Source organism: Bacillus sp. FSL K6-1366 (assembly GCF_037976695.1).
In the GTDB taxonomy this organism is placed as follows: domain Bacteria; phylum Bacillota; class Bacilli; order Bacillales; family Bacillaceae; genus Bacillus; species Bacillus subtilis.
In genome coordinates this window covers 107,277-133,288 of sequence record NZ_CP150268.1, presented here as the reverse complement: position 1 = coordinate 133,288, position 26,012 = coordinate 107,277, and the positions used below count along the sequence as shown (strand labels likewise).

Below are 26,012 nucleotides of genomic sequence, written 5' to 3'. Positions count from 1 at the left end.
GATTATCATATAAGAGAAACCGGTCTGGCTGCCAGCCGGTTTCTTTTTTTATTCCATTACGATCCCGATGTTTCCAAACTGTCTGCCTTCCTGCATTCTTTTATATGCTTCACATGCTTTTTCTAAAGGATATATCCGGTCAATTACAGGCCGCAGCTTATGTTTGTCAATGAAAGCGAGCATAGCTTGAAATTCCTCACCGCTTCCCATCGAGGTTCCCAAAACATTGACCTGAGGAAAGAATAGAGAACGCACCGGAAAACTGAGATTATCCCCTGAGCTTGCCCCAAAGCTGACAATACGGCCATTTGGTTTTACATGGCGGAAGTATTCCGAAAAGAGGGCAGGTCCTATGCTGTCAAGAACAACATCCGCCTTTTTTCCCTGCAACTGCTCATCCCAATTGCTGTAGCTGTCAAATGCGTAATCAGCACCTAATTTCAGCGCCTTTTTTCTTTTCTCCTCACTGCGGGAGGTCACGCTTACTGTTGCCCCAATCGCCTTAGCCATCAATAAAGCGTAGGTTGCTACACCGCTGCCGATGCCGGGTATCAATAGATGCTCGCCTTTTTTTAATTGCCCCTTTGTAAACAGAGCCCGATATGCAGTTAAAGCGGATAAAGGTAAAACGCCCGCTTCTTCCCAAGATAAATAAGCAGGTTTTTTGATTGCATTTTGTGAAGGAATGATCACATATTCAGCAAGTGTTCCGTCCGAAGGACCTCCCGGAATCTCAGGTACAGGTGGAACATTTTCTGTCAAATCCCAGTTCAATGTCGGGAAAATGACTACTTCTGTCTGAACAGTAACATTTTTCACGCCTTCACCAATCTCTTCGATGATACCCGCGCCGTCAGAACCCAGTATCATGTGAGGATCTTGTTCAGATTTGTTTTTCATAAGAAACAAGTCACGATGATTCAGGCCTGCAGATTTTAATTTAACCTTTACCTCTCCGTATCCAGGCTTTGTTGATGGAACGTCCTGAACTGATAACCCCAGAAGACCGGCTTTTCCGTTGTGAATTACAGCTTTCATGCTGTCTGCCTCCTCATTAATTGTATTTTCATATCTTTACATATTTTACATAGCGGTTTTCTTCGAGTAAAATGAACAAATATGATAGCCAATATCACTTTTCATCATAGCAAGCAGGTGAGAGCGCGTGGAAAGCGGAGATTTAAAGATTTTTCAGGCTGTTGCTCGCGAAGGAAGCATAACGAAAGCAGCCCAAATGCTGAATTATGTTCAGTCGAATGTGACAGCCAGAGTGCATAACCTTGAGGAAGATTTGAATATCAGGCTTTTTCATCGAACGAATCGGGGAATGAAGCTGACTGCTGCAGGAGAAAATCTTTTACAATATGCAGATCAAGTATTATCGCTGTTAGACCAAGCTGAAAAATCGACCCGAATGAGCAGGCAACCAAAAGGGCCTTTGCGGATCGGATCACTGGAAACAATGGCGGTAACGCATCTGCCTGAGCATGCAGCATCCTTCCTCAGGCGTTTTCCTGAAGTGGATTTATCAGTGAACACAGCTGATACGCATCATTTGATTCAACAGGTTCTTGATCATAAAGTTGATGGCGCTTTTGTATATGGGCCGGTTGAACACGCTGCAGTTAGACAACTCCATGTCTCCCATGATGAATTAGTTTTGATTTCATCACGAGAAGGGACGGCAGAAGACATGCTTCAGCAGCCGATGCTCTTTTTTGGGGCTGGCTGTTCTCATCGTGACAGGGTCAAAAGATTACTAGAGGAAGCAGGCATACACAATCAAAAAATCATAGAGTTTGGCACATTGGAGGCTATTATAAAAGGTGTTTCCGCCGGGATGGGTACGGCGCTGCTCCCAAAGTCCGCTGTTGACTGCTCCGAGCATCGTACAAATGTATGGATTCATCAGCTGCCACCAGCATATCAAGACTTAGAGATCGTCTTTATATACAGGAAAGACTTTTTTATTACGAGTGCGTTTCAGACATTTCTTGATGAGATTAACGAAATGAAAAGATGAAGATAGACGTGCATTAGCAGAATAAAGACGTTTGTCAGTTTTTATTTTAAAGATGTGTATAAAAAAACTGTACTCATTTGAAGCGAGTACAGTTTTTTTATTTATTTACGTTTTAAATTAATGCCGATCGCCGCTCCGTTTCTGCTTGAATCAGCTACACCTTTAAAGGTGCCGTTTTCATGGTCGATCGATATGCTTTGCACGTTTCCGATATCCACCGGACTTGTGCCGAATTTGTGGCCCATCCCGTTTAGCTTGCTGAGGACATCTTTAGGAATTCCGTCTTCGTAACGGTAAGAGCTCATACTGTTTGTGTAAATTCTCGGCTCTTCAACAGCTGCTTTTAATTCCATACCATATTCAATGTGGTAGAGAATGGTTTGCAAAACGGATGAAATAATTGTAGCCCCGCCAGGAGATCCAACAGTGAGGACAGGCTTGTCATCCTTAAATAAAATCGTCGGGGTCATGCTGCTTAAAGGCCGTTTGTTTGGCTGTACTTCGTTAGCTCCGCCTGGTATCGCATCAAAATCCGTTAATTCATTGTTTAGGATGACACCGTAATCAGGGACCATAATACCCGTTCCAAACAACTGTTCGATTGTTGTTGTATAAGAAACAACATTTCCCCATCGATCAGCAACTGTAAAGTGGGTTGTTTGGCCTTCTACTTTGTCTTTCGGCTGTTCAACTTGTTTATAGTTTGCTGATCCTTCTTGGTATTTCCAAGGGTCACCGGCTTTCGGTTTTTTATTCACTTGATCTAGGTTGATTAATTGCTGGCGTTCTTTAATATAATCGGGGTGAAGCAGGCCTTTGAGAGGAACATTTACAAATTCGGGATCACCTGCATAAGACGCACGGTCGGCATATGACAAATGCATCGTTTCAGCAAGCAGCTGATATTTTTCCCATGAGCGGACATCGTATTGTGAAAGGTTAAAATGATCAAGGATTTTTAGCATTTGCAATAAGAAAATACCGCCGGAGCTTGGAGGAGGAGTAGTAGCGATTTGATAGCCTTGATAGTCTCCCCAAATCGGTTCATCAATTGTAATGTCGTAATTTTCTAAATCTTTTTCTGTCATTGATCCGCCGAAATCCTGGACAGTGTCAGAAAGCGTCTTGGCGAATTTTCCTTTATAAAAAGCGTCAGTGCCTTTGGAGCGAATAAGCTTAAATGTTTTAGCCAAATCCTTTTGAATAAGGGTATCTCCTTCTTTAAGCGGTTCGCCATTTGGTAAAAATACATCTTTTGCGGCAGTCCGTGAAAGTTTTTCCTGATATTCAGAAATGGCATCTGCCAACACCGAATCAATCGGAAAGCCTTTTTCAGCGAGTTTAATAGAAGGGGTAATTAATTGCTTCATCGAACGGGTTCCCCATTTATCCAAGGCTTCTTCCAGCCCTTTCAGAGTGCCTGGAACACCAACGGCAGTACCTTTTGTTACACGTTCAGAGAAAGGAATTGCTTTGCCGTTTTCGTCCAGAAACATATCAGGAGTTGCGCCTGCTGGAGCACGCTCACGGCTGTCGATTATCGTTGTATCCTTCGTTTTTCCGTCATACACCATCATAAAACCGCCGCCGCCAATACCTGACATCATCGGCTCTGTTACATTGAGTGCAAATTGAATGGCAACCGCTGCGTCAATAGCATTTCCTCCTTTTTTCAGCACATCAGCACCGATTTCAGAAGCAAGAGGATGTGCGGTCGCAACCATGCCGTCTTTTCCTACATCTACTTGTTTGTACTCATCGTAGCTTTTGGGCGGTTTTTTAGCTTCCGCGTGAAAAGGGACACTTCCAGCGACTAACAGAACACTAAGCAGAGCTGTTAAACAGACGTTCCACGTTCTTTTCATGTTCTCCCTCCTATATGAAGCTGTATTGTTACAATCTTAGCGTAAAAAAATTACAGCGTTTTCACAAGTGACAAATGGTATATTATATAGTGCATAATGCCGTTTTTCTGTGCAAAATTGATTATATTGATATGAGCCATGTGCTATATTAGAATCAGCATACGGATTAAGAAGGGACTGCTATATGTATTTAACGATTGAAGAAACAGCAGAATATACAAATCTTTCAGAGGATTATATTAAAAGCTTGGTGCTCGAAGGGAAAATCAGAGCCGTTCATGACGGAGAGCAATTTTTGATTTATAAAGAGCAGTTCAAAACGCATCTCGAACAGCTGGAGAATTACAAAGCACTTGTGCAGGAAATATTAAATGAACCAATCCCGGAAGATATTGATGTAAAGGATGAGGATTAGGACACAATTTGAAATTGTGTCTTTTTTTGTATATTTTTGCGGAAGCTCTAGAAAATTAGGAGCGTCAGATTTCGTTTTAAGAGGATTTTTGAGGATTAGTAGGGGGATAAGTATCCAAGAGGTTAAAAGCTTTATAAGAGGCTTTAAAGCTTATTTTATAGGGTGAAGGTTTTAAGAAGCTTTTTTAAAAGCTTATGTAACACTATGTATATTATGTTACATAAACGCCGCCGCACTTTGACATTCAACGTTTTTCAGCTATAATAGTAACATAGACCTCAAAACGTTACATAACGGTTTTTAAGGAGTTTTTTGATGCATATTGTACAGCCGATTCGCAGTCTAGAGAAAATCCAAGAAGTCAAACAGTATTTGCTTAACAAAAACAAGCGGGATTATTTTCTGTTTATTTTCGGCATCAACAGCGCGCTCCGCATTTCTGATATTCTGCCGCTGCAAGTGAAGGACGTTCAAAATAAAGATCATTTATGGGCGACTGAAAGCAAAACGAAAAAGAAAAGAAAGATTCTTATTTTAGAATCGCTGAAACAGGAAATATACGAGTATACGAAAGACATGAAGGAAAACGAATATCTTTTTAAATCAGTGCGGACCAGGAAGCCGATTTCCCGCATTCAGGCCTACAGAATTTTAAGAGAGGCCGCTGCGGCGTGCGGACTTGAGGAGATAGGGACGCATACACTCCGGAAAACGTTTGGCTATCATTTTTATCAGCGAACGAAAGACATCGCCGAGCTGCAGAGAATACTGAATCATTCATCACCATCAATTACAATGCGGTATATCGGTATTGATGAAGATACAACTAGAGCCGCATATAAGGTTTTTGGAGGGCTTTAATACAAATCGCTTGAAAATATTGATCATCAGAGCTACTATATAAATACCAAAAGCTCTAGTAGCACAGCGGATAGTGCAGCAGTTTCCTAAACTGCAGGTCGGGAGTTCGAATCTCTCCTAGAGCGTTATATTCACAAAAAGACAACAGGCACTTTTCGCCTGTTGTCTTTCTTTATGCAGACCAAATAAAAAACGCCCGCTTATCCCGGGCGTTTTTCTTATATAACTGCGTCAAATTGATTGACTTTCCATTTTTTATTTTCTTTCACAAATGTCACTTTCCGTTTTGCAGAAGGGGATCCGTCTAATGTAGGGACGGTAAATTCGTATGTGATTGTGCTGCCTTTTTTAGAGATCAGTTTAGCAGTTGATTTTTTCCAATTCAAAAGATTGTCTCCGTCACCGATTGGAACAGCAAGTTTTCCTTTTGAAACAGTGAAATGATAATCTTTAAAGCCTTTTTCGATTGCTGTTTTTGTAAAAATAGGAGTTAAATAATTCACCGCTTTTGCTTTAGTGCCTAGATCACTGCACATGTATACATATTGAAGATTTTGATACTCGAATGTGCCTGATGGGCAAACTGCTTTTTTCACCTTCGGATTGTGGCCGCTCATGGTGTTCCAAAAATGTTCTCTAGCGGATAATGCCAACTGTAATGCTTGTTTTTGTGATAAATCGCCTGATGTATTTTTCGCAAATGCATTTGTGCTTAATGACAGAATAAGTGCAATGGTTGTTAGAAATAGAAGACATTTTTTCATTATCGCTCTCTCCTTCAAAATCTCTTTCTCTTATGTTACAAATGTTACAATAATTACGGATAGATTACAATACTTTTGCATAAATTATTTTTTATTCTTTTACTCACAAAAAATACGCCATTACTTGCTAGTTTATTCTTCATAAGCTAAAAAGATGTGTAAAATTAGAAGAATCGGGAAGGGTTTCATATGTGCAGTGATGAATAATAACATGTTGCATATCCTGTTTTTGTCAAAAAATGAGGGCATGTTTAAAAACGATTTCAAATAAAGGAGTCCTTTAATATGGAAACATCACAAGAACCTCTTGTAACTCAAAAGAAAAGCAAACCATCAGTTTGGCGGTCGATGTCACTCTTTTTAGTGCCGCTTCTGCTGAGCAATGTGCTGCAATCAGTCGGCCAGCTAGTCGGGATGATGGCTGTAGGCAGATGGCTCGGTGTTGATGCAGTGGCAGCTGTATCATCCTTTTTCCCGTTATTTTTTCTTTTAATCTCATTTACGATTGGGATCGGTTCAGGTAGTTCGATTCTGATCGGACAAGCTTACGGAGCGAAAAATGAGGAACGGCTAAAGGCTGTTGTCGGGACGACGCTCACGTTTACATTTTTATTAGGCGTTGTGTTAGCCGTCATCGGCAGTATTTTCACCCTGGATATCCTTCGTTTAATGGGCACGCCTGAAAATGTCATTCATGTCAGCGCTAACTATGCACGTATTTTATTTTATGCTATGCCGTTTATGTTTTTATATTTTGCATATACTACCTTTTTGCGCGGAACAGGGGATTCTAAGACACCGTTTTATACGCTGATTGTGAGCACGGTCATCAACATCGCGCTTTTGCCTGTTTTAATCCTTGGCATGTTTGGTTTTCCGAAACTGGGCATATACGGCTCGGCATATGCAACTGTCATTTCCACGATTGCGACTTTTCTCGTGTTAATGGTGTATTTACGAAAGCGAAAACACCCGCTGCAATTTGATAAAACAGTGCGTCGTTATTTGAAAATGGATAAGGAACTGCTGGTTCTCCTGCTGCGTCTTGGGGTCCCAGCAAGCATCAATATGATTCTTGTCTCATTATCAGAGATAGCGGTTATTTCATTCGTCAATCATTACGGCTCTAATGCAACAGCTGCATACGGAGTGGTCAACCAGGTGGCCAGCTATGTACAGATGCCGGCCGTCAGCCTTGGTATTGCGGTTTCTATTTTCGCTGCGCAATCGATTGGGGCAAACGAGTTTGACCGCTTAAAGCAGGTCATTCGCGTGGGGATTTGGCTGAATTATATCATTGGCGGCGTACTGATCATTCTGATCTATGTTTTTTCACATCAGATTTTGTCGTTATTTTTAACCGAGCAAGAGACGCTTTACATTGCACACCGTCTTTTGATGATTACATTGTGGAGTTATTTGCTGTTTGGAAATGCCCAAATTATTTCTGCAACGATGCGGGCAAGCGGAACAGTTTTATGGCCGACCGTCATCAGTATTTTTGCAATCTGGGGAGTAGAGGTGCCTGTCGCTTTCGTCCTTTCTCACTATACAAAGCTTGAAATACTCGGCGTCTGGGTTGGTTATCCAGCTGCGTTTGCCGTCAGCTTGCTGTTGATTTATGGGTATTATCAATTCGTCTGGAAAAAGAAACAAATCACACGTCTCATCCAATAGCCTCCGAATCACACCGTTCATAAGTTTGAACGGTGTTTTTTTATTTGATAGGGGAAAATATAAAATGGAGGAAATATGGTACAGTACATTGAATTCTTATACTAGCAATGAATCAAGGAGAGGTTGAGTAAACATGGCAAACTTTATTGAGAAAATCACGTATTTGGGAACGCCGGCCATCAAAGCGGGCAACGAACATCTAGAAATGATTGTTGTCCCTGAGTGGGGGAGCAACGTCATTTCTCTCGTGGACAAAACAACAAAAGTCCAGCTTTTGCGTGAACCGGAAACAGCAGAAAGTTTTCACGACACACCAACATTGTATGGCATTCCAATCCTGTTCCCGCCTAACCGCATAAGTGACGGTACATTCAGTTTCCGGGGCAGAACGTATCATTTTGATATCAACGAGAAGGATAAACACAACCATCTTCATGGGTTTCTTTACCATGAAAAGTGGAATGTCGTGACCACGAAGCAAACTGATGAAGGAGTGATTGTTGAAACAGAAATTGATCTTTCTGAGCTTCCCCATGTGCAGAAGCAATTTCCTCATCATGCCGTCGTTCGGATGACATACACGATCAAGGAGAATACCCTATTTAAACATGCGACGGTCATGAACAAAGGAAAGGAAGCGTTTCCTTGGGGAATTGGGTATCATACTACATTTGTGTTTCCGGCAGAAAGCTCGTTATTCTCCCTGACAGCAGATCAGCAATGGGAGTTGGATGAACGCCTGCTGCCGACCGGGAAACTGATGGATGTACCGAATAAAGAAGCTTTGCATGAAGGAATGGATTTGCGCCACAAGCAGCTGGATGATGTCTTTTTATCTTCCTATCAGAAGAGGGGCGGAGAAAACCAGGCAGTCATTTATCATCAGCATGCACATATCAGCATTATTTATAAGGCAGATGAACAGTTTAAACATTGGGTTGTATACAATGCGGACGGAAAACAAGGGTACTTATGCCCTGAGCCTTACACATGGGTGACAAACGCTGTGAATCTTGATTTACCTTCGTCACTCACTGGTTTACAAGTGCTGGAGCCGGGAGAAGAAACGACAGCTAAAAGCAGTATCACCATTGAACTGAATCATCAATAGCCAATGATGAAGCGCAGAGAGGCGGGGAAATTAATGAAAAAAAGCATAAAGCTTTATGTTGCTGTTTTACTGCTTTTCGTCGTTGCTTCGGTGCCTTATATGCATCAGGCTGCGCTTGCCGCTGAAAAACAAGATGCACTTTCCGGGCAGATCGATAAGATTTTAGCTGATCATCCTGCCCTCGAAGGCGCAATGGCCGGCATCACCGTTCGCTCTGCGGAAACAGGTGCTGTTCTATATGAACATTCAGGAGAAACCCGAATGAGGCCTGCCTCTTCTCTAAAGCTTTTGACAGCGGCCGCGGCACTTTCTGTCCTTGGCGAGAACTATTCTTTTACAACCGAGGTCCGGACGGATGGAACACTGAAAGGGAAAAAGCTGAATGGTAACCTTTATTTGAAAGGGAAAGGCGATCCGACACTTTCACCATCTGATTTTGACAAAATGGCTGAGAAATTGAAACATTCCGGCGTAAAAGTAATTAAAGGCAATCTGATCGGTGATGATACGTGGCATGATGACATGCGATTATCACCTGATATGCCTTGGAGCGATGAATACACATATTATGGCGCGCCAATCTCCGCTCTAACAGCGTCTCCGAATGAAGACTATGATGCAGGCACTGTGATTGTTGAGGTCACCCCAAATCAAAAAGAAGGGGAAGAGCCTGCCGTGTCTGTCTCTCCGAAAACCGATTATATAACGATAAAGAACGATGCTAAAACGACTGCTGCCGGTTCAGAGAAAGACCTCACAATCGAAAGAGAGCATGGAACAAACACGATTACAATTGAAGGGAGCGTACCGGTTGACGCAAACAAGACAAAGGAATGGATTTCTGTCTGGGAGCCTGCCGGATATGCCTTAGATTTATTTAAGCAGTCACTAAAAAAACAAGGTATTACTGTGAAAGGGGACATCAAGATGGGTGAAGCACCTAGTTCTTCAGATGTGCTGCTCTCTCATCGCTCAATGCCTTTATCGAAACTTTTTGTGCCGTTCATGAAATTAAGTAATAACGGACATGCCGAAGTGCTCGTAAAAGAGATGGGGAAAGTGAAAAAAGGAGAAGGGAGCTGGGAAAAGGGGCTCGAAGTGTTAAACAGTACGCTTCCGGAATTTGGTGTTGATTCTAAATCACTCGTCTTAAGGGACGGATCAGGAATCTCACATATTGATGCTGTATCCTCAGATCAACTTTCACAGCTGTTATATGACATTCAGGATCAGAGTTGGTTCTCGGCTTATCTAAATTCTTTACCTGTTGCGGGCAATCCTGACAGAATGGTGGGCGGAACGCTGAGAAACCGCATGAAAGACACTCCTGCACAAGGAAAAGTAAGAGCAAAAACCGGATCGCTCAGTACGGTAAGCTCTCTATCGGGGTACGCAGAAACAAAGAGCGGAAAAAAACTTGTTTTCTCTATTCTTCTAAATGGATTGATTGATGAAGAGGATGGAAAAGATATTGAGGATCAAATCGCTGTCATTTTGGCAAATCAATAATAGCGGGAGACCTGTTTTCCAAGAGAAAACAGGTTTTTTTATGTCTGTAATAACGCTTTGTCGAACCTTCCAACAATTAGAAGAATGATGCACAAAAGAAAATTAGTCCGATTAAAAAGTAGTGTATAAGACCTTATGTAAAACAATACTTTTATCACTTTATATCCGGAAATTTGATAAAAAAAGAAACGAAAAATAAAGAAATAATACTATATTCAAAAAAATGTTATAAAAATTTAATGTTTTTTATTGTACTTTAAAAAATATCCGTTAATATAGTGCATATATGGATTATATAGTCATATAATTTCTTTTATTGTCATTTTTCTGCTTTTTTCTACATTTTCTTATCCTCTTATTATGAGAACTGGAGGGAATCCGTTGAGCGAACATACTTATTCTTTAACCCATGCCCAAAGGAGAGTGTGGTTTACCGAACTGCTGGAGCCAGATACCAGCATTTGCAATCTTACAGCTTGTGTGAAATTCAAAGGCAATATTGAGCTTGATACTCTAGAGGGAGCGCTGAATCATTCCATCTCCCGCAACGACGCCATTAGATTTCAGCTGTTAGAAGGAGAAGAGCTTGAGCCGCGATTGCACCTTACTGAATATAAATATTATCCACTTAGAATAATTGATTTTTCAAATGTTGAAATGATAGAAATAGAGCAATGGATTCAGGATCAAGCGAGCATTCCATTTAAACTGTTCAACTCGCCTCTTTATCAATTTTACCTCCTTAGAATTGACTCTCATGAAGTTTGGCTATTTGCGAAATTCCATCATATCATAATGGATGGAATCTCTTTAAATGTGATGGGAAATCAAATTATAGATCTTTATCAAAAAATGAAAAAGAAAGATCCTTTACCTGATCAGCCGGAACCTTCTTACTTGAGCTACATCGAAAAAGAGAGTCAATATCTACAATCTCCGCGGTTTGCAAAGGACCGTTTATTTTGGACGCAAACCTTTGAGCACCCGTTGGAATACCACTCGTTAGCCGACCAGACGTCCTTACAAAAACAGAGCACATCTGCATCCAGAGACACCATCATTCTTTCACCTGATCTAGAGCAAACGATTCGAATCTTCTGCGAAGAACACAAGATCAATATCATTTCCTTATTTATGGCTTCATTTTACATATGCATCAGCCGAATCACTTCTAAAAAAGATCTTGCCATTGGCACCTACTATGGCAACAGAGGTTCAAAGGCTGAAAAAGAAATGCTCGGCATGTTCGTTAGTTCCCTTCCAATCAGAATAACGGTTGATCCTGACACAGATTTTCTTTCCTTTGTCCGCACAATAGGCAGGGAACAGCTTTCTGTTATGCGTCATCAACGGTTTCCTTATAATTTGCTTGTAAATGAATTAAGAAATGAACAGAAGGATTTACACAACCTTATCGGTATATCTATGCAGTATCAGCCACTTCAGTGGCACAATGCAGATGATTTTGACTATGAAACAGCGCTTTATTTCAGCGGATACACCGCGAATGAGCTTTCAGTTCAAATACAAGAACGGATAGACAATGGAACCATTCAATTAAATTTCGACTATCAAAATACCTTGTTTTCTCTTGAGGATATTAAACGAATACAATCTCATCTGCTTACCATACTGGAAAACGCCCTTAAACATCCGCACAGCTTTATAAGAGAATTAGATATGACGAATACAAGAGAAAAGCAAAAATTGTTGTATGAGTTTAACAAGACGGAAGCTGTTTCGCCTAAAGCTTTCACCCTGCATGGGCTGTTTGAGCGACAGGCGGCAGTCACACCGGAGCGGCTGGCCATTCGCTTTTCAGGCGGTTCGCTGACATACGCTGAGCTTGATATGTACGCCAGCCGGCTGGCTGCGCACCTTGCGGCACGCGGCGTCACAAACGAAAGTATCGTCGGTGTCCTGTCTGAACGCTCACCTGACATGCTGATCGCTGTCCTTGCTGTATTGAAGGCCGGAGGGGCCTATTTGCCGCTTGATCCTGCGTATCCAAAGGAGCGGCTGAGCTACATGCTGAAAGACAGCGGGGCATCGCTCTTGCTGACACAGCCGGGATGCTCCGCACCGAACTTTTCTGGAGAGACGCTTGAAGTTGACATGACATCTCTTAAGCGTGAAGAAGTAAAACGTCATGTGTCTGCTTCTGTTAGCGACGGATCTCTCGCCTATGTCATCTATACATCGGGCTCTACCGGGCAGCCGAAAGGAGTGGCCGTTGAGCACCGTCAGGCTGTTTCCTTTCTGACCGGCATGCAGCACCAGTTTCCGCTTTCGGAAGATGACATTGTCATGGTGAAAACCTCTTTTTCCTTTGATGCGTCTGTGTGGCAGCTGTTTTGGTGGACTCTTTCCGGTGCTTCGGCGTATCTGCTTCCGCCCGGCTGGGAAAAAGACCCCGCGTTGATCGTACAAGCCATTCATCAGGAAAACGTGACAACGGCTCATTTTATTCCGGCTATGCTGAACAGCTTTCTGGATCAAGCAGAAATGTTAGCGCTTGGTGACGGGACAAACCTAAAGCGTGTATTCGCCGGAGGTGAACCGCTTGCGCCGCGTACGGCAGCCCGTTTTGCTTCTGTATTGCCGCAGGTATCATTAATCCATGGTTACGGGCCGACAGAAGCAACGGTAGACGCGGCATTTTACGTATTGGATCCAGAACGGGACAGAGACCGTTTGCGGATTCCGATTGGGAAGCCCGTACCCGGTGCGCGTTTGTATGTTTTAGATCCGCATTTAGCCGTACAGCCTTCCGGTGTCGCCGGCGAACTATACATTGCCGGAGCGGGTGTTGCCAGAGGTTATTTGAATCGGCCGGCATTAACGGAGGAGCGTTTTCTTGAAGACCCGTTTTACCTGGGGGAACGCATGTACAAAACCGGGGATGTGGCGCGCTGGCTCCCTGACGGGAATGTTGAATTCCTCGGGCGTACGGATGATCAGGTGAAAATCCGCGGCTACCGGATTGAGCCGGGAGAGATTGAAGCGGCACTAAGAAGCATAGAAGTCGTAAGGGAGGCGGCCGTTACCGTACGGACAGACAGCGGGGAGCCGGAATTATGCGCTTATGTAGAAGGGCTCCAAAGAAACGAAGTCCGAGCGCAGCTTGAGAGACTGTTGCCGGGCTACATGGTCCCAGCCTATATGATAGAGATGGAACAGTGGCCGGTTACACCAAGCGGAAAGCTCGACCGAAACGCCCTGCCAGCTCCTGGCGGAGCGGCAGATGCGGAGACCTACACGGCGCCGAGAAACGTGACTGAGATGAAGCTTTCTCAGCTGTGGGAGGACGTGCTGAAAAATGGCCCTGTCGGGATTCACGACAACTTTTTTGACCGCGGGGGACATTCCTTAAAAGCAACGGCGCTTGTCTCACGGATCGCCAAAGAATTCGATGTACAGGTGCCGCTAAAAGATGTGTTTGCCCATCCGACGGTAGAAGGACTGGCTACCGTTATCCGTGAAGGAACGGACAGTCCATATGAAGCGATTAAGCCCGCTGAAAAACAGGAAACCTATCCGGTTTCCTCTGCCCAAAAGCGGATTTATGTCCTTCAGCAGCTGGAGGACGGAGGGACAGGCTACAATATGCCGGCTGTGTTAGAGCTCGAAGGGAAGCTCAACCCTGAAAGGATGGACAGAGCTTTCAAAGAGCTGATCAAGCGCCACGAGTCGCTTCGAACCGCCTTCGAACAGGACGCAGGAGGCGATCCGGTGCAGCGCATCCATGACGAGGTGCCGTTTACGTTACAGACTACAGTTCTCGGCGCACGAACCGAAGAGGAGGCCGCAGCCGCATTTATCAAACCGTTTGATCTCAGCCAAGCGCCGCTGTTCCGTGCCCAAATCGTAAAGGTATCAGATGAGCGGCACCTGTTGCTGGTGGATATGCATCACATCATTTCAGACGGTGTTTCCGTCAACATTCTGATTCGGGAATTCGGCGAGCTGTACAATAATCGGAAGCTTCCGGCACTGCGCATTCAATATAAAGATTATGCCGTATGGCAAGAAGGATTCAAAACAGGAGACACGTACAAAACGCAAGAGGCGTACTGGCTGAAGCAGCTCGAGGGCGAGCTGCCGGTGCTGGATCTCCCGGCTGATCAACCCCGCCCGCCGGTGCGAAGCTTTGCGGGTGACAAGGTCTCATTTACGCTTGATCAAGAGGCCGCATCAGGGCTTCACAAGCTGGCATGGGAGAATGGAAGCACACTGTACATGGTGCTCCTTGCGGCTTACACCGCGTTCTTGTCACGCTTAAGCGGACAGGAAGATATCATCGTGGGCTCGCCAATTGCCGGCCGGCCGCACAAGGATCTTGAGCCGATACTCGGCATGTTTGTGAACACGCTGGCGCTTCGGACGCGCCCGGAGGGCGGGAAGCCGTTTGTACAGTATTTGCAGGAAGTGCGTGAGACAGCATTGGAAGCCTTTGAGCACCAAGATTACCCGTTCGAAGAGCTTGTCGATAAGCTTGAATTGACACGAGATATGAGCAGAAATCCAGTGTTTGATGCGATGTTTATCCTTCAAAATGTGGAAAAACAGGACATAGATCTGAGAGAAATAAAAGCCCGGCCTGCCAATTTCGCACATCACATTTCTTTATTTGATATCACATTAATAGCTACGGAAATAAGTGGATCTATTTGCTGCGAAATGGAATTTAGTACAGAAGTATTCCTAAAAGCTACGATTGAACGGTGGGCTGATCATTTTATCGAATTTCTGCATGCGGCACTTTCAACCCCTGAAACAAGCCTTGCACAAATAAACATACTTAGTGATAAAGAAAAACAAAAAATAGTCTTTGAATTTAACAAAACTCAGGTTGAATTTGCTCGAAAAGATGTTCCTTTTCATCGCATATTTGAAGCGAAAGCTGAAGAAATTCCAGAACATATAGCTGTTATTGATAACGAAACAGAGATTAGCTATCGCCTTCTAAATGAAAGAGCCAATCGTCTGGCACGAACATTGCAAAACAGAAAAGGACCGAAGCCAACTGTGGCTGTTTTAGCCAAGCGGTCCATTGATGCAATTGTTGGGGTGCTGGCAGTGATGAAAGCTGGCGGAGTGTATATCCCAATCGATTCACATTATCCAAAAGCCCGTATTGAATACATTCTTCGTGATAGCGGGGCAGATATTCTTCTTTTACAGAGAGAGTTGAAGCATTTGATTTCGAACTCGCCTGAATCTAAAATGTCTCACATCTTCCTTGACGATGAGGGCTCTTTTGAAGAAAGTAACTGCAACCTTAACTTATCTCCTGCTCCTGAAGAGCCGGTATATATCATTTATACGTCAGGAACGACGGGTGCGCCTAAAGGTGTTATTGTCACCTATCAGAACTTTACTCATGCTGCTCTTGCTTGGCGTCAAATTTATGAACTGGATCGGAAGCCTGTCAGACTGCTTCAAATCGCGAGCTTTTCATTCGATGTCTTTTCAGGAGATTTGGCGAGATCATTGACAAATGGCGGGACGCTAATCGTTTGTTCAGATGAAAAGAGGCTGGAACCTGCTGAAATATATAAAATCTTGAACTCTCAGAGAATCACGGTGATGGAGTCGACACCGGCTCTCATTATCCCGGTGATGGAGTATGTATACCGTAACCAATTCAAGCTTCCTGACTTAGACATACTGATTCTTGGTTCCGACATGGTGAAAGCTCAAGATTTCAAAACATTGACAGATCGCTTTGGCCAAAGCATGCGCATCATTAATAGCTATGGTGTCACAGAGGCAACCATTGATTCGAGTTTCTATGAAACCAGTATGGGTGGAGAGTGTACGGGAGATAACGTACCAATCGGCAGCCCGCTGCCGAATGTACACATGTACGTACTCAGCCAGACTGATCAAATTCAGCCGATTGGTGTTGCCGGCGAGCTGTGCATCGGCGGGGCAGGTGTTGCGAAAGGCTATCATCATAAACCTGACTTAACGCAAATGAAATTTACAGAAAATCCATTTGTCTCTGGAGAAAGGCTGTACAGAACCGGTGATCGAGCATGCTGGCTTCCAAACGGAACGATCCGGCTTCTTGGCCGAATGGATTATCAAGTAAAGATAAATGGATACAGAATTGAAACAGAAGAAATTGAAAGTGTTCTGCTTCAAACGGGGCTTGTCAGAGAAGCTGCTGTTGCCGTTCAGCATGATAAAAATGGACAGGCTGGTTTGGCAGCATATATTGTGCCTTCAGACGTCAATACGAATGCTCTCCGTGCTGCTTTAACAAAGGAACTGCCAGCGTATATGATTCCTGCATATCTGATTCCTTTAGAAAACATGCCGCTAACCCTAAACGGAAAGCTGGACAGAAATGCCTTGCCGGCTCCAAATAATGTGTTATCGCGTCCATATACCGCACCAGTTAACGACATACAAAAAACGATGGCGTATATATGGGAAGATGTACTGAGCATGTCACGAGTCGGCATTCACGATTCCTTTTTTGAGCTTGGCGGAGACTCAATTAAAGCATTACAAGTGGCAGCACGTCTGGCAGCTGAAGGCTGGAGCATGACAATACGCGACTTATTCCGTTATTCAACGATTCAGGAACTATGCGGACATATCACACCATTGGTATCTCAAGCGGACCAGGGACCTGCGGAAGGTGAAGCTGAACTCACCCCGATTCAGCGAAGATTTTTCGGACAGGTACATGCTTTTCACTATCATTACAACCAGTCCGTCATGCTTTTCAGTGAAAAAGGATTCAATGCTAACGCGCTTCATCTAGCGCTGCGTAAAATAACCGAGCATCATGATGCCATTCGCATGATTTTCCAACGTGACCAAAACGGCCATGTCATTCAGTTTAATCGCGGAATCAATCACAAGGATCATGAACTGTTTGGCCTTTATATTTCAGATTGGACAAAAGCATCGCTGGAAAGGGCTCATCTTGATGAAAAACTTGCCGCTGAGGAAACCGTCATTCAAAGCAAAATGAATGTAGAAAAAGGGTCTTTGCTGCAAGCAGGTTTGTTTAAAACGGCAGAAGGGGATCATTTGCTGATTGCACTTCATCATCTTGTGATAGATGGCGTTTCTTGGAGAATTCTGCTTGAGGATTTAGCTGCAGCATATCAACAGGCTTTAGAAAAGAAAGAAATCCAATTACCGCCAAAAACGGATTCTTATTTATCCTACGCCGATGGTCTTACCCAAATAGCTGAAAGTAAACAATTGCTTTCAGAGAAAACGTATTGGCAAACGATTTTAGACGCTCACACTGCTTTTCTTCCTAAGGACATAGAAAATGTGCCGGACAGACTCCAAATGAACAGCGACGCAGCTGCATTTGTACTATCCGGAGACTGGACTGAAAAATTGCTGTTTGAAACCCAGCAAGCCTATGGTACTGATGCCAACGAACTTTTGCTTACGGCTTTAGGAATGGCGCTTTCTGAATGGACAGGGCATGACCAAATCGTGATCAGCACTGAGGGACACGGCAGAGAAGGGCATGTGCCAAACATTGATATTTCAAGAACCGTTGGATGGTTTACCTCCATTTATCCTATTCTGCTAGACATGGGTATTTCCGAGCCTTTCGAGGATCAGCTCGCATACCGAATTAAGACGACAAAAGATATGCTGAGAAGAGTACCGAACAAAGGAACTGGATACGGATTGTTAACACACATAGGAGAACTGCGGCATAAAGAGCCTGAGGTCAGCTTTAATTATCTCGGTCAATTTAGCGAAGAGAAGGAAGCTGAAACGTTTCAATTATCATATTACCAGCCCCGTTACGAAATAGCGGGTGAGAGAGAACGAGAGTATGAGCTGGACATCAACGCTCTCATTACGGACGGACAGCTTCAAGTAAAAGCGGTATACACCCAGGTGTTCAGCAAACACTCAATTGAGTGCTTTATGGATCGTTTTCACAGGCATCTTATCGAGACGATTGAGCATTGTTCGCAGAAAAAAGCACGCGAAAAAACATTGAGCGATTTCAGCAATAAGGAATTAACGTTGTCTGCATTATCTAGCATCGAAGATCTCGTGAAAGATCTTTAACTTTTGAAAAGGTGTGTGGAATTGATGGCACAATCGGCACAAATTCAAGATATTTATCCGTTATCGCACATGCAGGAAGGAATGCTGTTTCATTCATTAATGGATTTCAGCTCGAAAGCATATATCGAACAGACCTCGTTTACGATCACAGGGAATCTATGCGTCGACTCGTTTCAAAAGAGCTTAAACCTTCTTGTTTCTAGATATGATATTTTCAGAACGATTTTCATTAAAGAAGTACCAGATCTTACAGGTCCGCAGCAGGTAGTCTTATCAAACCGGGAATTGACAGTATATAGAGAAGATATTTCTCGCCTGGCTGATCAAGAACAGCAGACGCTGATTGATGCTTTTATGACTAAGGATCGGGAAAAAGGATTTGATTTGCAAAAAGATCCTTTAATGCGTCTTGCCCTTTTTGATAGAGGAGACAGCCAATATACATGTGTCTGGACACATCACCATATCATCATGGATGGGTGGTGTCTCGGCATTATTCTTAAAGAGTTTTTCAGCATGTATGATTCGCTCAAAAATAACTCACCTGTACAGCTTGGCAGCACGGTGCCGTACAGCCGTTATATTGAATGGCTCGGAGAACAAGATCAAGAAGAGACTGCTGCCTACTGGAGCGAATATTTGAAGGAGTACGGCAATACTGCTTCTATTCCCCGAATAAAGCGCCGCACGGCAGACGGGGATTATAAAGCCGACCAGGTCAGCTTTTCATTAGCGCAGGAAATGGTTGAGAAACTGACAGAGGCTGCCCAAAACTGGGGAGTGACATTAAACACGTTGTTTATGAGTATTTGGGGCGTGCTGCTCCATCGATATAATGCTGCAGATGATGCCGTTTTTGGCTCCGTCATTTCGGGACGCCCGTCAGCGATTGACGGGATTGAATCAATGGTCGGCTTGTTTATCAATACTGTTCCAGTGCGAATCCGATCTGCGGAAGGCATAACGTTTTCTTCGCTGGTCAAAGCCGTGCAGGAGGATATTTTATCATCTGAACAGCATGGGTATTATCCGCTTTATGAGATTCAAAACCATAGTCCATTGAAGCAAGGGTTGATCGATCATATTTTTGTTTTTGAAAATTACCCTGTACAGCTTCATCAGGCGTTAAGCGTGGAGAGTGAAAATGATGAAGGCGCTCTGAAGCTGAGTGACATTTCAATGTCGGAACAAACCAATTACGACTTTAATATCGTTATCGTTCCGGGAGAATCATTTTATATCAAATTCAGCTACAACGCAGACGTTTACGAGCGGGAGGAGATGCTGAGGATTCAGGGGCATCTAAAGCAAGCACTGGATTGCATTTTGACAAATCCCGATGTTGCCGTCAGTGACATCAATATCGTGCCGCCGGAGGAGCAACAGGTTATCCAATCGTTTAACGAAACTGAGCGTCCTTATGTGAAAAAAACGATACCCCAATTGTTCGAGGAACAAGCTCACAAAACACCTGAAGCTGCTGCATTGAAAATGGGAGACGAATGCTGGACCTATCGCCAGTTACAAGTAAGAGCCAATCAGATTGCGCACGCTCTGATAGAAAAAGGCGTTGGATCTGGAGATATCGTTGCTGTAATGATGGGCCGGTCAATGGAAATGCCTGCAGCTCTGCTTGGGATTTGGAAAGCAGGCGGCGCTTATATGCCGCTTGATCCACATTTTCCAGCAGAACGTCTTTCTTTCCTGCTGAAGGACAGTCAAGCGGCTCAATTGCTGATAGAAGAAGACCTTATTTCCTTGATCCCTCCGTCCTATGAAGGAAATACGATAACGATAGAACATACAGAAAGTTACCAAACAGAAGCTCCAAATATGTCGCCAGGTGATCTAGCCTACTTGATCTATACGTCGGGAACGACGGGGCGCCCTAAAGGCGTTTTAGTTGATCATCACGGTATTGCCAATACATTGCAATGGAGACGGGAAGAGTATGGCATGGCCGAACAGGATATATCCCTCCATTTGTTTTCGTACGTGTTTGACGGCTGTGTAACGAGCTTATTTACCCCGCTTTTGTCTGGTGCGTGTGTGCTGCTGACAACAGATGACGAAGCGAAGGATGTGCTGGCCCTTAAGCGAAAAATAGCCCGTTATAAGGTCAGCCACATGATCATTGTTCCTTCCCTGTACCGGGTATTATTGGAAGTGATGACTGCTGACGATGCAAAAAGTCTTCGTATTGTGACATTTGCGGGTGAAGCGGTCACGCCTGATCTGCTTGAGTTGAGTCAAATGATTTGTCCTTCTGCTGAACTGGCAAATGAATACGGGCCCACAGAAAACAGTGTGGCAACAACAATATTGCGGCATCTGAATGAAAAAGAGAGGATCACGATCGGACACCCGATCAGAAACACAAAAGTATTTGTTTTGCACGGAAATCAAATGCAACCGATCGGCGCTTCGGGTGAACTGTGTATTTCCGGCGCGGGTCTTGCGAGAGGATACTACAAACAGCAAGAGCTGACACAGAAAGCATTCTCCGATCATCCATTCCTTGAAGGGGAGCGTTTATACCGAACAGGTGATGCAGGCCGCTTTTTGCCTGATGGAACGATTGAATATATTGGGCGTTTTGATGATCAAGTAAAAATTAGGGGTTACCGTATTGAACTGAGAGAGATTGAAACAGTTCTTCGACAAGCACCGGGGGTAAAGGAAGCCGCGGTACTGGCCCGTGATGTTTCTGCTGAGGAAAAGGAGCTCGTTGCTTATATCGTTCCAGAAAAGGGAAACAGCCTCCCAGATTTGTATCAGCATCTTGCCGGGACATTGCCGTCCTATATGATCCCAGCAAGTATTATCAACATCAGCAGGATGCCATTAACATCCAGCGGCAAGCTTGACAGGTTTGCGCTTCCTGAACCAGAAAACAATAAGAGTGTCACATATATGGCGCCCCGAACCTTAATCGAAGCTGATCTCGCACATATTTGGGAAGATGTGCTGAATAAACAGCACATCGCCATTCGTGATGATTTCTTTCAGTTAGGCGGACAGTCCTTAAAAGCGGCCGCACTAGTATCAAGAATACATAAAAAGCTTAATGTCGAGCTGCCGCTCAGTGAGGTGTTTTCATATCCGACGGTTGAAAGCATGGCGGTCAAATTGATGAGCTTAAAAGAACACGCTTTTACACAGATTGAACCTGCGGATCAAAGAGATGTCTATCCGCTGTCTTTCTCGCAAAAACGATTATATGCTCTTCATCAGCTGGCAGATGACAGCACAGGCTACAACATGCCAGCTGTACTTGAATTACGCGGTAATCTGAATCGCCAGCGGTTGAGAAGCGTTCTCACAGAACTAGTGAATCGGCATGAAGCATTACGGACTGTTTTTGTGCTTGACAGAGACGAGCCTGTGCAGATCATTTATCCAGAGATAGCTTTTGATCTAAAAGAGCTTGAAATGGAATCAGAACAAATGCTTGAGTCTGCAATCGAGACCTTTATCAAACCGTTTGATCTATCATCCGGTCCGCTTTTTAGAGCATGTGTCATTACAATGGGCAATAATCGCGGCTTTTTGCTGCTCGATATGCACCATATTATTGCCGACGGTGTCTCGATGAGCACTCTTGTCCAAGAATTTACTGACTTATATTGCGGAAAAGAGTTGCCAGCTTTAAACCTGCATTATAAGGATTTTGCTGTTTGGCAGCAAGAGAAGTACCCGAAAGAGCTATACAAAAAACAGGAGGCCTACTGGCTCGGTCAGCTTGGCGGGAGTCTTCCTACACTAGAATTACCGCTTGATAAAACAAGGCCGCGTCTCCCTGATTTCAGCGGTGGAACAATTGAAGTCAACATTGATAAAGACATGACTGATGAGCTGCACCGTTTAATGGCTGAAACGGGAACAACATTGTATATGATTCTTCTGGCTGTCTATTCTATTTTGTTATCTAAGCTAAGCGGGCAAGAGGATATTGTTGTCGGTTCGCCTGCTGCCGGAAGACCGCACGCTGATCTGGAGCGCGTCATCGGAATGTTCGTCAATACATTGGCGATGCGCAGCAAGCCCGAGGGCCACAAAACGTTCAGCTCCTATTTGCAGGACATTCGCCACCTGGCTCTGACCGCTTACGAGCATCAGGATTATCCTTTTGAGGAGCTGGCAGATAAGGTCGATACAAATCGAGAGGTAAATCGCAACCCGCTGTTCGATGCGATGCTTGTGCTTCAAAGCAGTGAAGATTTCCGGTTCGAAGTGCCTGGTCTGTCGATTTCGTCTGTCACTCCTAAACATGATATATCCAAATTCGATTTAACATTACACGCTGAGGAGCATCCGAGTGGAATACGCTGCCGTTTTGAATACAGCACTGCTCTTTTTGAAGAAGAAACCATTACGCAGTGGGCATCCTATTTTATTGAATTGGTGAAAGGGGTAACGGCGGATACCGAGATGAGAATTTCGGACATGCAATTGCTTCCTGCTGCAGAGCGTAGGTTGCTCCTTGAAAAAATGGGGCAGTATGCGGCTTATCCGAGAAATGAAAACATAGTAAGCTTATTTGAAAAGCAAGCCGCTCAGTATCCGGAGCATATCGCAGTGGTGTGCGGCCATTCTCAGCTTACGTATCGAGACCTGAATGAAAAAGCCGAGCGGGCAGCTGCTATGCTGATCAAACAAGGGGTCAGAACTGGCGATATCGTCGGTCTGATGCTCGATCGGTCACCTGATATGATCATTGGCATTTTATCGATTTTAAAAGCTGGAGGGGCCTATTTGCCGATTGATCCTGAATATCCCAAGGAGCGTATCAGCTTTATGCTCAATGACAGCGGAGCAAAACTGCTGCTGACAGAGCGCGGTCAAAACAAACCTGCAGACTACATCGGGCAAATTTTGTATATCGATGAATGTGAAAACGACTCAATTCCGGCTGATGTAAACATTCAAGAAATAGTAACGGATCAGCCCGCATACGTGATATACACATCTGGAACGACTGGCCAGCCAAAGGGAGTCATTGTCGAGCACCGCAATGTGATCAGTCTCTTGAAGCATCAAAACCTGCCTTTTGAATTTAACCATGAAGACGTCTGGACGTTATTTCATTCTTATTGCTTTGATTTCTCTGTATGGGAGATGTTCGGTGCACTATTGAACGGAGGTACATTAGTCGTGGTCTCTAAAGAAACAGCCCGTGACCCCCATGCATTCCGTTTATTGTTAAAAAAAGAGCGCGTCACTGTACTCAATCAGACCCCGACTGCTTTTTACGGCTTGATGCTTGAAGATCAAAATCATACAGATCATTTAAACATCTGCTACGTGATTTTTGGCGGCGAAGCCTTACAGCCCGGATTGCTTCAAAGCTGGAATGAAAAATATCCTCATACTGATTTGATTAATATGTACGGTATTACAGAAACAACGGTCCATGTAACATTCAAAAAATTGTCCGCAGCAGACATTGCAAAAAATAAAAGCAATATCGGCCGGCCGCTTTCAACTCTGCAGGCTTATGTGATGGATGCTCATATGAATCTGCAGCCTATCGGAGTTCCAGGGGAGATGTATATAGGCGGCGAAGGTGTGGCACGGGGATATCTCAACAGAGATGAGCTGACCGCTGACCGTTTTGTATCCAATCCTTATCTTCCGGGAGACAGATTATACCGAACAGGAGATCTTGCTAAGCGCCTGTCAAATGGCGAGCTGGAATACTTAGGCCGCATTGATGAGCAGGTGAAAGTCAGAGGGCACCGTATTGAGTTAGGCGAAATCCAAGCGGCACTTCTTCAGTATCCAATGATTAAAGAGGCGGCTGTCATTACCAGAGCAGACGAGCAAGGGCAAACAGCTATATATGCATATATGGTGATAAAAGATCAACAGGCTGCGAATATATCAGACATCCGAACTTACCTAAAAAACGCCTTGCCTGACTTTATGCTGCCTGCCCGTATGATACAAATTGACAGCATCCCGGTGACTGTTAATGGAAAGCTCGATCAGAAAGCCCTGCCAGAGCCTGAAAAACACGCTTATACAGCTGATGATATCAGTCCTAGAAATGAGATTGAAACGGTGATGGCTGAAATTTGGGAGGAGCTTCTTAATGTAGATGAGCTGGGTGTAAGCGCCAATTTCTTTGAGCTTGGCGGAGACTCTATTAAAGCGCTGCAGGTTTGTGCCAGACTGAAGCAGCGCGGATTTGAAACGACAGTACGTGAGATGTTTGAACATCAGACTCTTGGTGAACTGTCCGCCCGGGTTCGAAAAGACGTACGCGCCATTGACCAAGGCCCGGTCGAAGGCGAGATTACTTGGACACCTATCCAGCAGTGGTTTTTCTCGCAATCTCTGGAAAGCCATCATTTTAACCAGTCCGTTATGATCTACCGGGCTGAACGATTTGATGAGGCTGCGCTTAGAAAAGTACTAAAAAGCCTTGTGACTCATCATGATGCACTGAGAATCGTATGCCGGCATGAAGATGGCAGGCAGGTGCAGATAAACAGAGGGATAGATCTTTCAGATGAGGAGCTATATGCACTTGAACTGTTTGATGTAAAGGATAGCCTAACAGAAGCACGGTACACGATTGAGGAAGCAGCCAGCCGGATGCAAGAACATATTCGTTTGGAAACCGGCCCCTTACTTCACGCTGGATTGTTTAGAACCGAGAATGGTGACCATTTATTTCTGACGATTCATCACTTAGTTGTTGATGCGGTTTCCTGGCGCATTTTGTTCGAGGATTTTTCAACGTCTTACAAACAGGCAGTCTCAGGAGAATCTATTAAACTGCCGCAAAAAACAGATTCATATTTAACGTATTCACAAAGAATAGTTGACTACTCTAAAAGCCGCCAGGTGCAGCGCGAAGCAGCGTACTGGGATGAGTGCGAGAGCCGTCACATCCAGCCTATTCCAAAAGACAATGACGCAGCATCTAACACATTCAAAGATACAGAAGTGATTGATTTTGAGCTATCTCGCCATCACACAGAATTACTACTAACGGCTGCACATAAAGCTTACAGTACGGAGATGAATGATATCCTTCTGACAGCTTTAGGTTTTGCTTTGCAGAAATGGACGGGAAATAACCAATTTAAAATCAGCATGGAGGGCCATGGAAGGGAATCATATCTTGAGGACATCGATATTAGCAGAACTGTTGGCTGGTTCACCTCCATTTATCCTGTGTGGCTTGATATGAGAGATTCCGATCATAAGGACAAAGAAGAGCGGCTGGGCCACCTTATTAAACAGACAAAAGATATGCTGCACCGTATACCGCATAAAGGCGCGGGCTACGGCGTGCTGAAATATATCAGCAAAAGATGGGGCTCTGAGAAAAACAGCCCAGAAATCAGCTTTAATTATTTAGGCCAGTTTGATCAGGATATTCAATCAAATGCCTTTGAGGTGTCTGACATCAAGCCAGGAAATGAGATCAGCCCGAACTGGGAGCGTCCTTATGCACTGGATATCAGCGGCGCCGTTTCTTCGGGGTGCCTGAACATGCACATCATCTATAACAGGGTTCAATTTGAGGAAAAAACAATCCAAACATTTTCCAGGCATTTTAAACAGACTCTGGAAAACATCATTGAGCATTGTACCGGCAAAGAAAACCGAGAGTGGAGCGCATCTGATTTCACTGATGAAGACTTAACGCTTGATGAATTGAGTGAGATCATGGGAGCCGTCAACAAACTATAGGAGAGGAGATTCA

Annotated in this window: 11 protein-coding genes and 1 tRNA gene; 9 read left to right on the top strand and 3 right to left on the bottom strand. The window is 44.1% G+C overall.

What is annotated here, in order from left to right:
• Positions 1-48: 48 nt before the first annotated feature.
• Positions 49-1,038: a zinc-binding dehydrogenase gene (locus tag MHI44_RS00570; protein WP_339202655.1), complete on the bottom strand. Its 990-nt coding sequence runs from the start codon at positions 1,036-1,038 to the stop codon at positions 49-51.
• A gap of 127 nt (positions 1,039-1,165) precedes the next feature.
• On the opposite strand from MHI44_RS00570, the gene yofA reads away from it, so the two are divergent.
• A complete protein-coding gene (gene yofA, locus MHI44_RS00565) occupies positions 1,166-2,023 on the top strand; it encodes a LysR family transcriptional regulator YofA (RefSeq protein ID WP_014479970.1) in 858 nt (285 codons plus the stop codon).
• Between the two features lie 101 nt (positions 2,024-2,124).
• On the opposite strand, the gene ggt is transcribed toward yofA, so the two are convergent.
• Positions 2,125-3,888, bottom strand: coding sequence for a gamma-glutamyltransferase (gene ggt / locus MHI44_RS00560; RefSeq protein ID WP_181217109.1), 1,764 nt, complete (start codon positions 3,886-3,888; stop codon positions 2,125-2,127).
• A 184-nt stretch (positions 3,889-4,072) separates the two neighbouring features.
• Between ggt and MHI44_RS00555 the strand changes: the two genes are divergently transcribed.
• From MHI44_RS00555 to MHI44_RS00545, 3 genes are all read left to right on the top strand, one after another.
• Entirely contained in the window at positions 4,073-4,303 is a 231-nt protein-coding gene (locus MHI44_RS00555; protein ID WP_003231472.1) for an excisionase family DNA-binding protein, read from the top strand.
• Positions 4,304-4,618: 315 nt separating this feature from the next.
• Complete coding sequence (locus tag MHI44_RS00550) at positions 4,619-5,164, top strand: site-specific integrase (RefSeq protein WP_003231473.1); 546 nt, start codon at positions 4,619-4,621, stop codon at positions 5,162-5,164.
• A gap of 52 nt (positions 5,165-5,216) precedes the next feature.
• A tRNA-Arg gene (locus MHI44_RS00545) sits at positions 5,217-5,289 on the top strand.
• A 93-nt stretch (positions 5,290-5,382) separates the two neighbouring features.
• On the opposite strand, the gene iseA is transcribed toward MHI44_RS00545, so the two are convergent.
• Complete coding sequence (gene iseA / locus MHI44_RS00540; RefSeq protein ID WP_004399558.1) at positions 5,383-5,928, bottom strand: DL-endopeptidase inhibitor IseA; 546 nt, start codon at positions 5,926-5,928, stop codon at positions 5,383-5,385.
• Between the two features lie 285 nt (positions 5,929-6,213).
• Between iseA and MHI44_RS00535 the strand changes: the two genes are divergently transcribed.
• From MHI44_RS00535 to ppsB, 5 genes are all read left to right on the top strand, one after another.
• Positions 6,214-7,605 (top strand): MATE family efflux transporter, encoded by a 1,392-nt coding sequence (locus tag MHI44_RS00535; protein WP_004399508.1) that lies wholly within the window; start codon positions 6,214-6,216, stop codon positions 7,603-7,605.
• A gap of 133 nt (positions 7,606-7,738) precedes the next feature.
• Complete coding sequence (gene galM / locus MHI44_RS00530; protein ID WP_080529381.1) at positions 7,739-8,716, top strand: aldose 1-epimerase; 978 nt, start codon at positions 7,739-7,741, stop codon at positions 8,714-8,716.
• Positions 8,717-8,749: 33 nt separating this feature from the next.
• A complete protein-coding gene (dacB, locus tag MHI44_RS00525; RefSeq protein ID WP_339202653.1) occupies positions 8,750-10,225 on the top strand; it encodes a D-alanyl-D-alanine carboxypeptidase/D-alanyl-D-alanine-endopeptidase in 1,476 nt (491 codons plus the stop codon).
• 381 nt (positions 10,226-10,606) lie between these two features.
• Positions 10,607-18,292, top strand: coding sequence for a plipastatin non-ribosomal peptide synthetase PpsA (gene ppsA / locus MHI44_RS00520; protein ID WP_339202651.1), 7,686 nt, complete (start codon positions 10,607-10,609; stop codon positions 18,290-18,292).
• Positions 18,293-18,316: 24 nt separating this feature from the next.
• The gene (gene ppsB / locus MHI44_RS00515; protein ID WP_339202649.1) at positions 18,317-25,999 is read left to right on the top strand and encodes a plipastatin non-ribosomal peptide synthetase PpsB; all 7,683 of its coding nucleotides are present in this window, start codon (positions 18,317-18,319) and stop codon (positions 25,997-25,999) included.
• The last annotated feature ends 13 nt before the right edge of the window (positions 26,000-26,012 follow it).

Excerpts from the sequence above, each read along its gene's own strand:
- MHI44_RS00570 (WP_339202655.1), bottom strand. The coding sequence starts at position 1,038 with ATGAAAGCTGTAATTCACAACGGAAAAGCCGGTCTTCTGGGGTTATCA.
- ggt (WP_181217109.1), bottom strand. The coding sequence starts at position 3,888 with ATGAAAAGAACGTGGAACGTCTGTTTAACAGCTCTGCTTAGTGTTCTG.
- MHI44_RS00555 (WP_003231472.1), top strand. The coding sequence starts at position 4,073 with ATGTATTTAACGATTGAAGAAACAGCAGAATATACAAATCTTTCAGAG.
- MHI44_RS00550 (WP_003231473.1), top strand. The coding sequence starts at position 4,619 with ATGCATATTGTACAGCCGATTCGCAGTCTAGAGAAAATCCAAGAAGTC.
- iseA (WP_004399558.1), bottom strand. The coding sequence starts at position 5,928 with ATGAAAAAATGTCTTCTATTTCTAACAACCATTGCACTTATTCTGTCA.
- MHI44_RS00535 (WP_004399508.1), top strand. The coding sequence starts at position 6,214 with ATGGAAACATCACAAGAACCTCTTGTAACTCAAAAGAAAAGCAAACCA.
- galM (WP_080529381.1), top strand. The coding sequence starts at position 7,739 with ATGGCAAACTTTATTGAGAAAATCACGTATTTGGGAACGCCGGCCATC.
- dacB (WP_339202653.1), top strand. The coding sequence starts at position 8,750 with ATGAAAAAAAGCATAAAGCTTTATGTTGCTGTTTTACTGCTTTTCGTC.
- ppsB (WP_339202649.1), top strand. The coding sequence starts at position 18,317 with ATGGCACAATCGGCACAAATTCAAGATATTTATCCGTTATCGCACATG.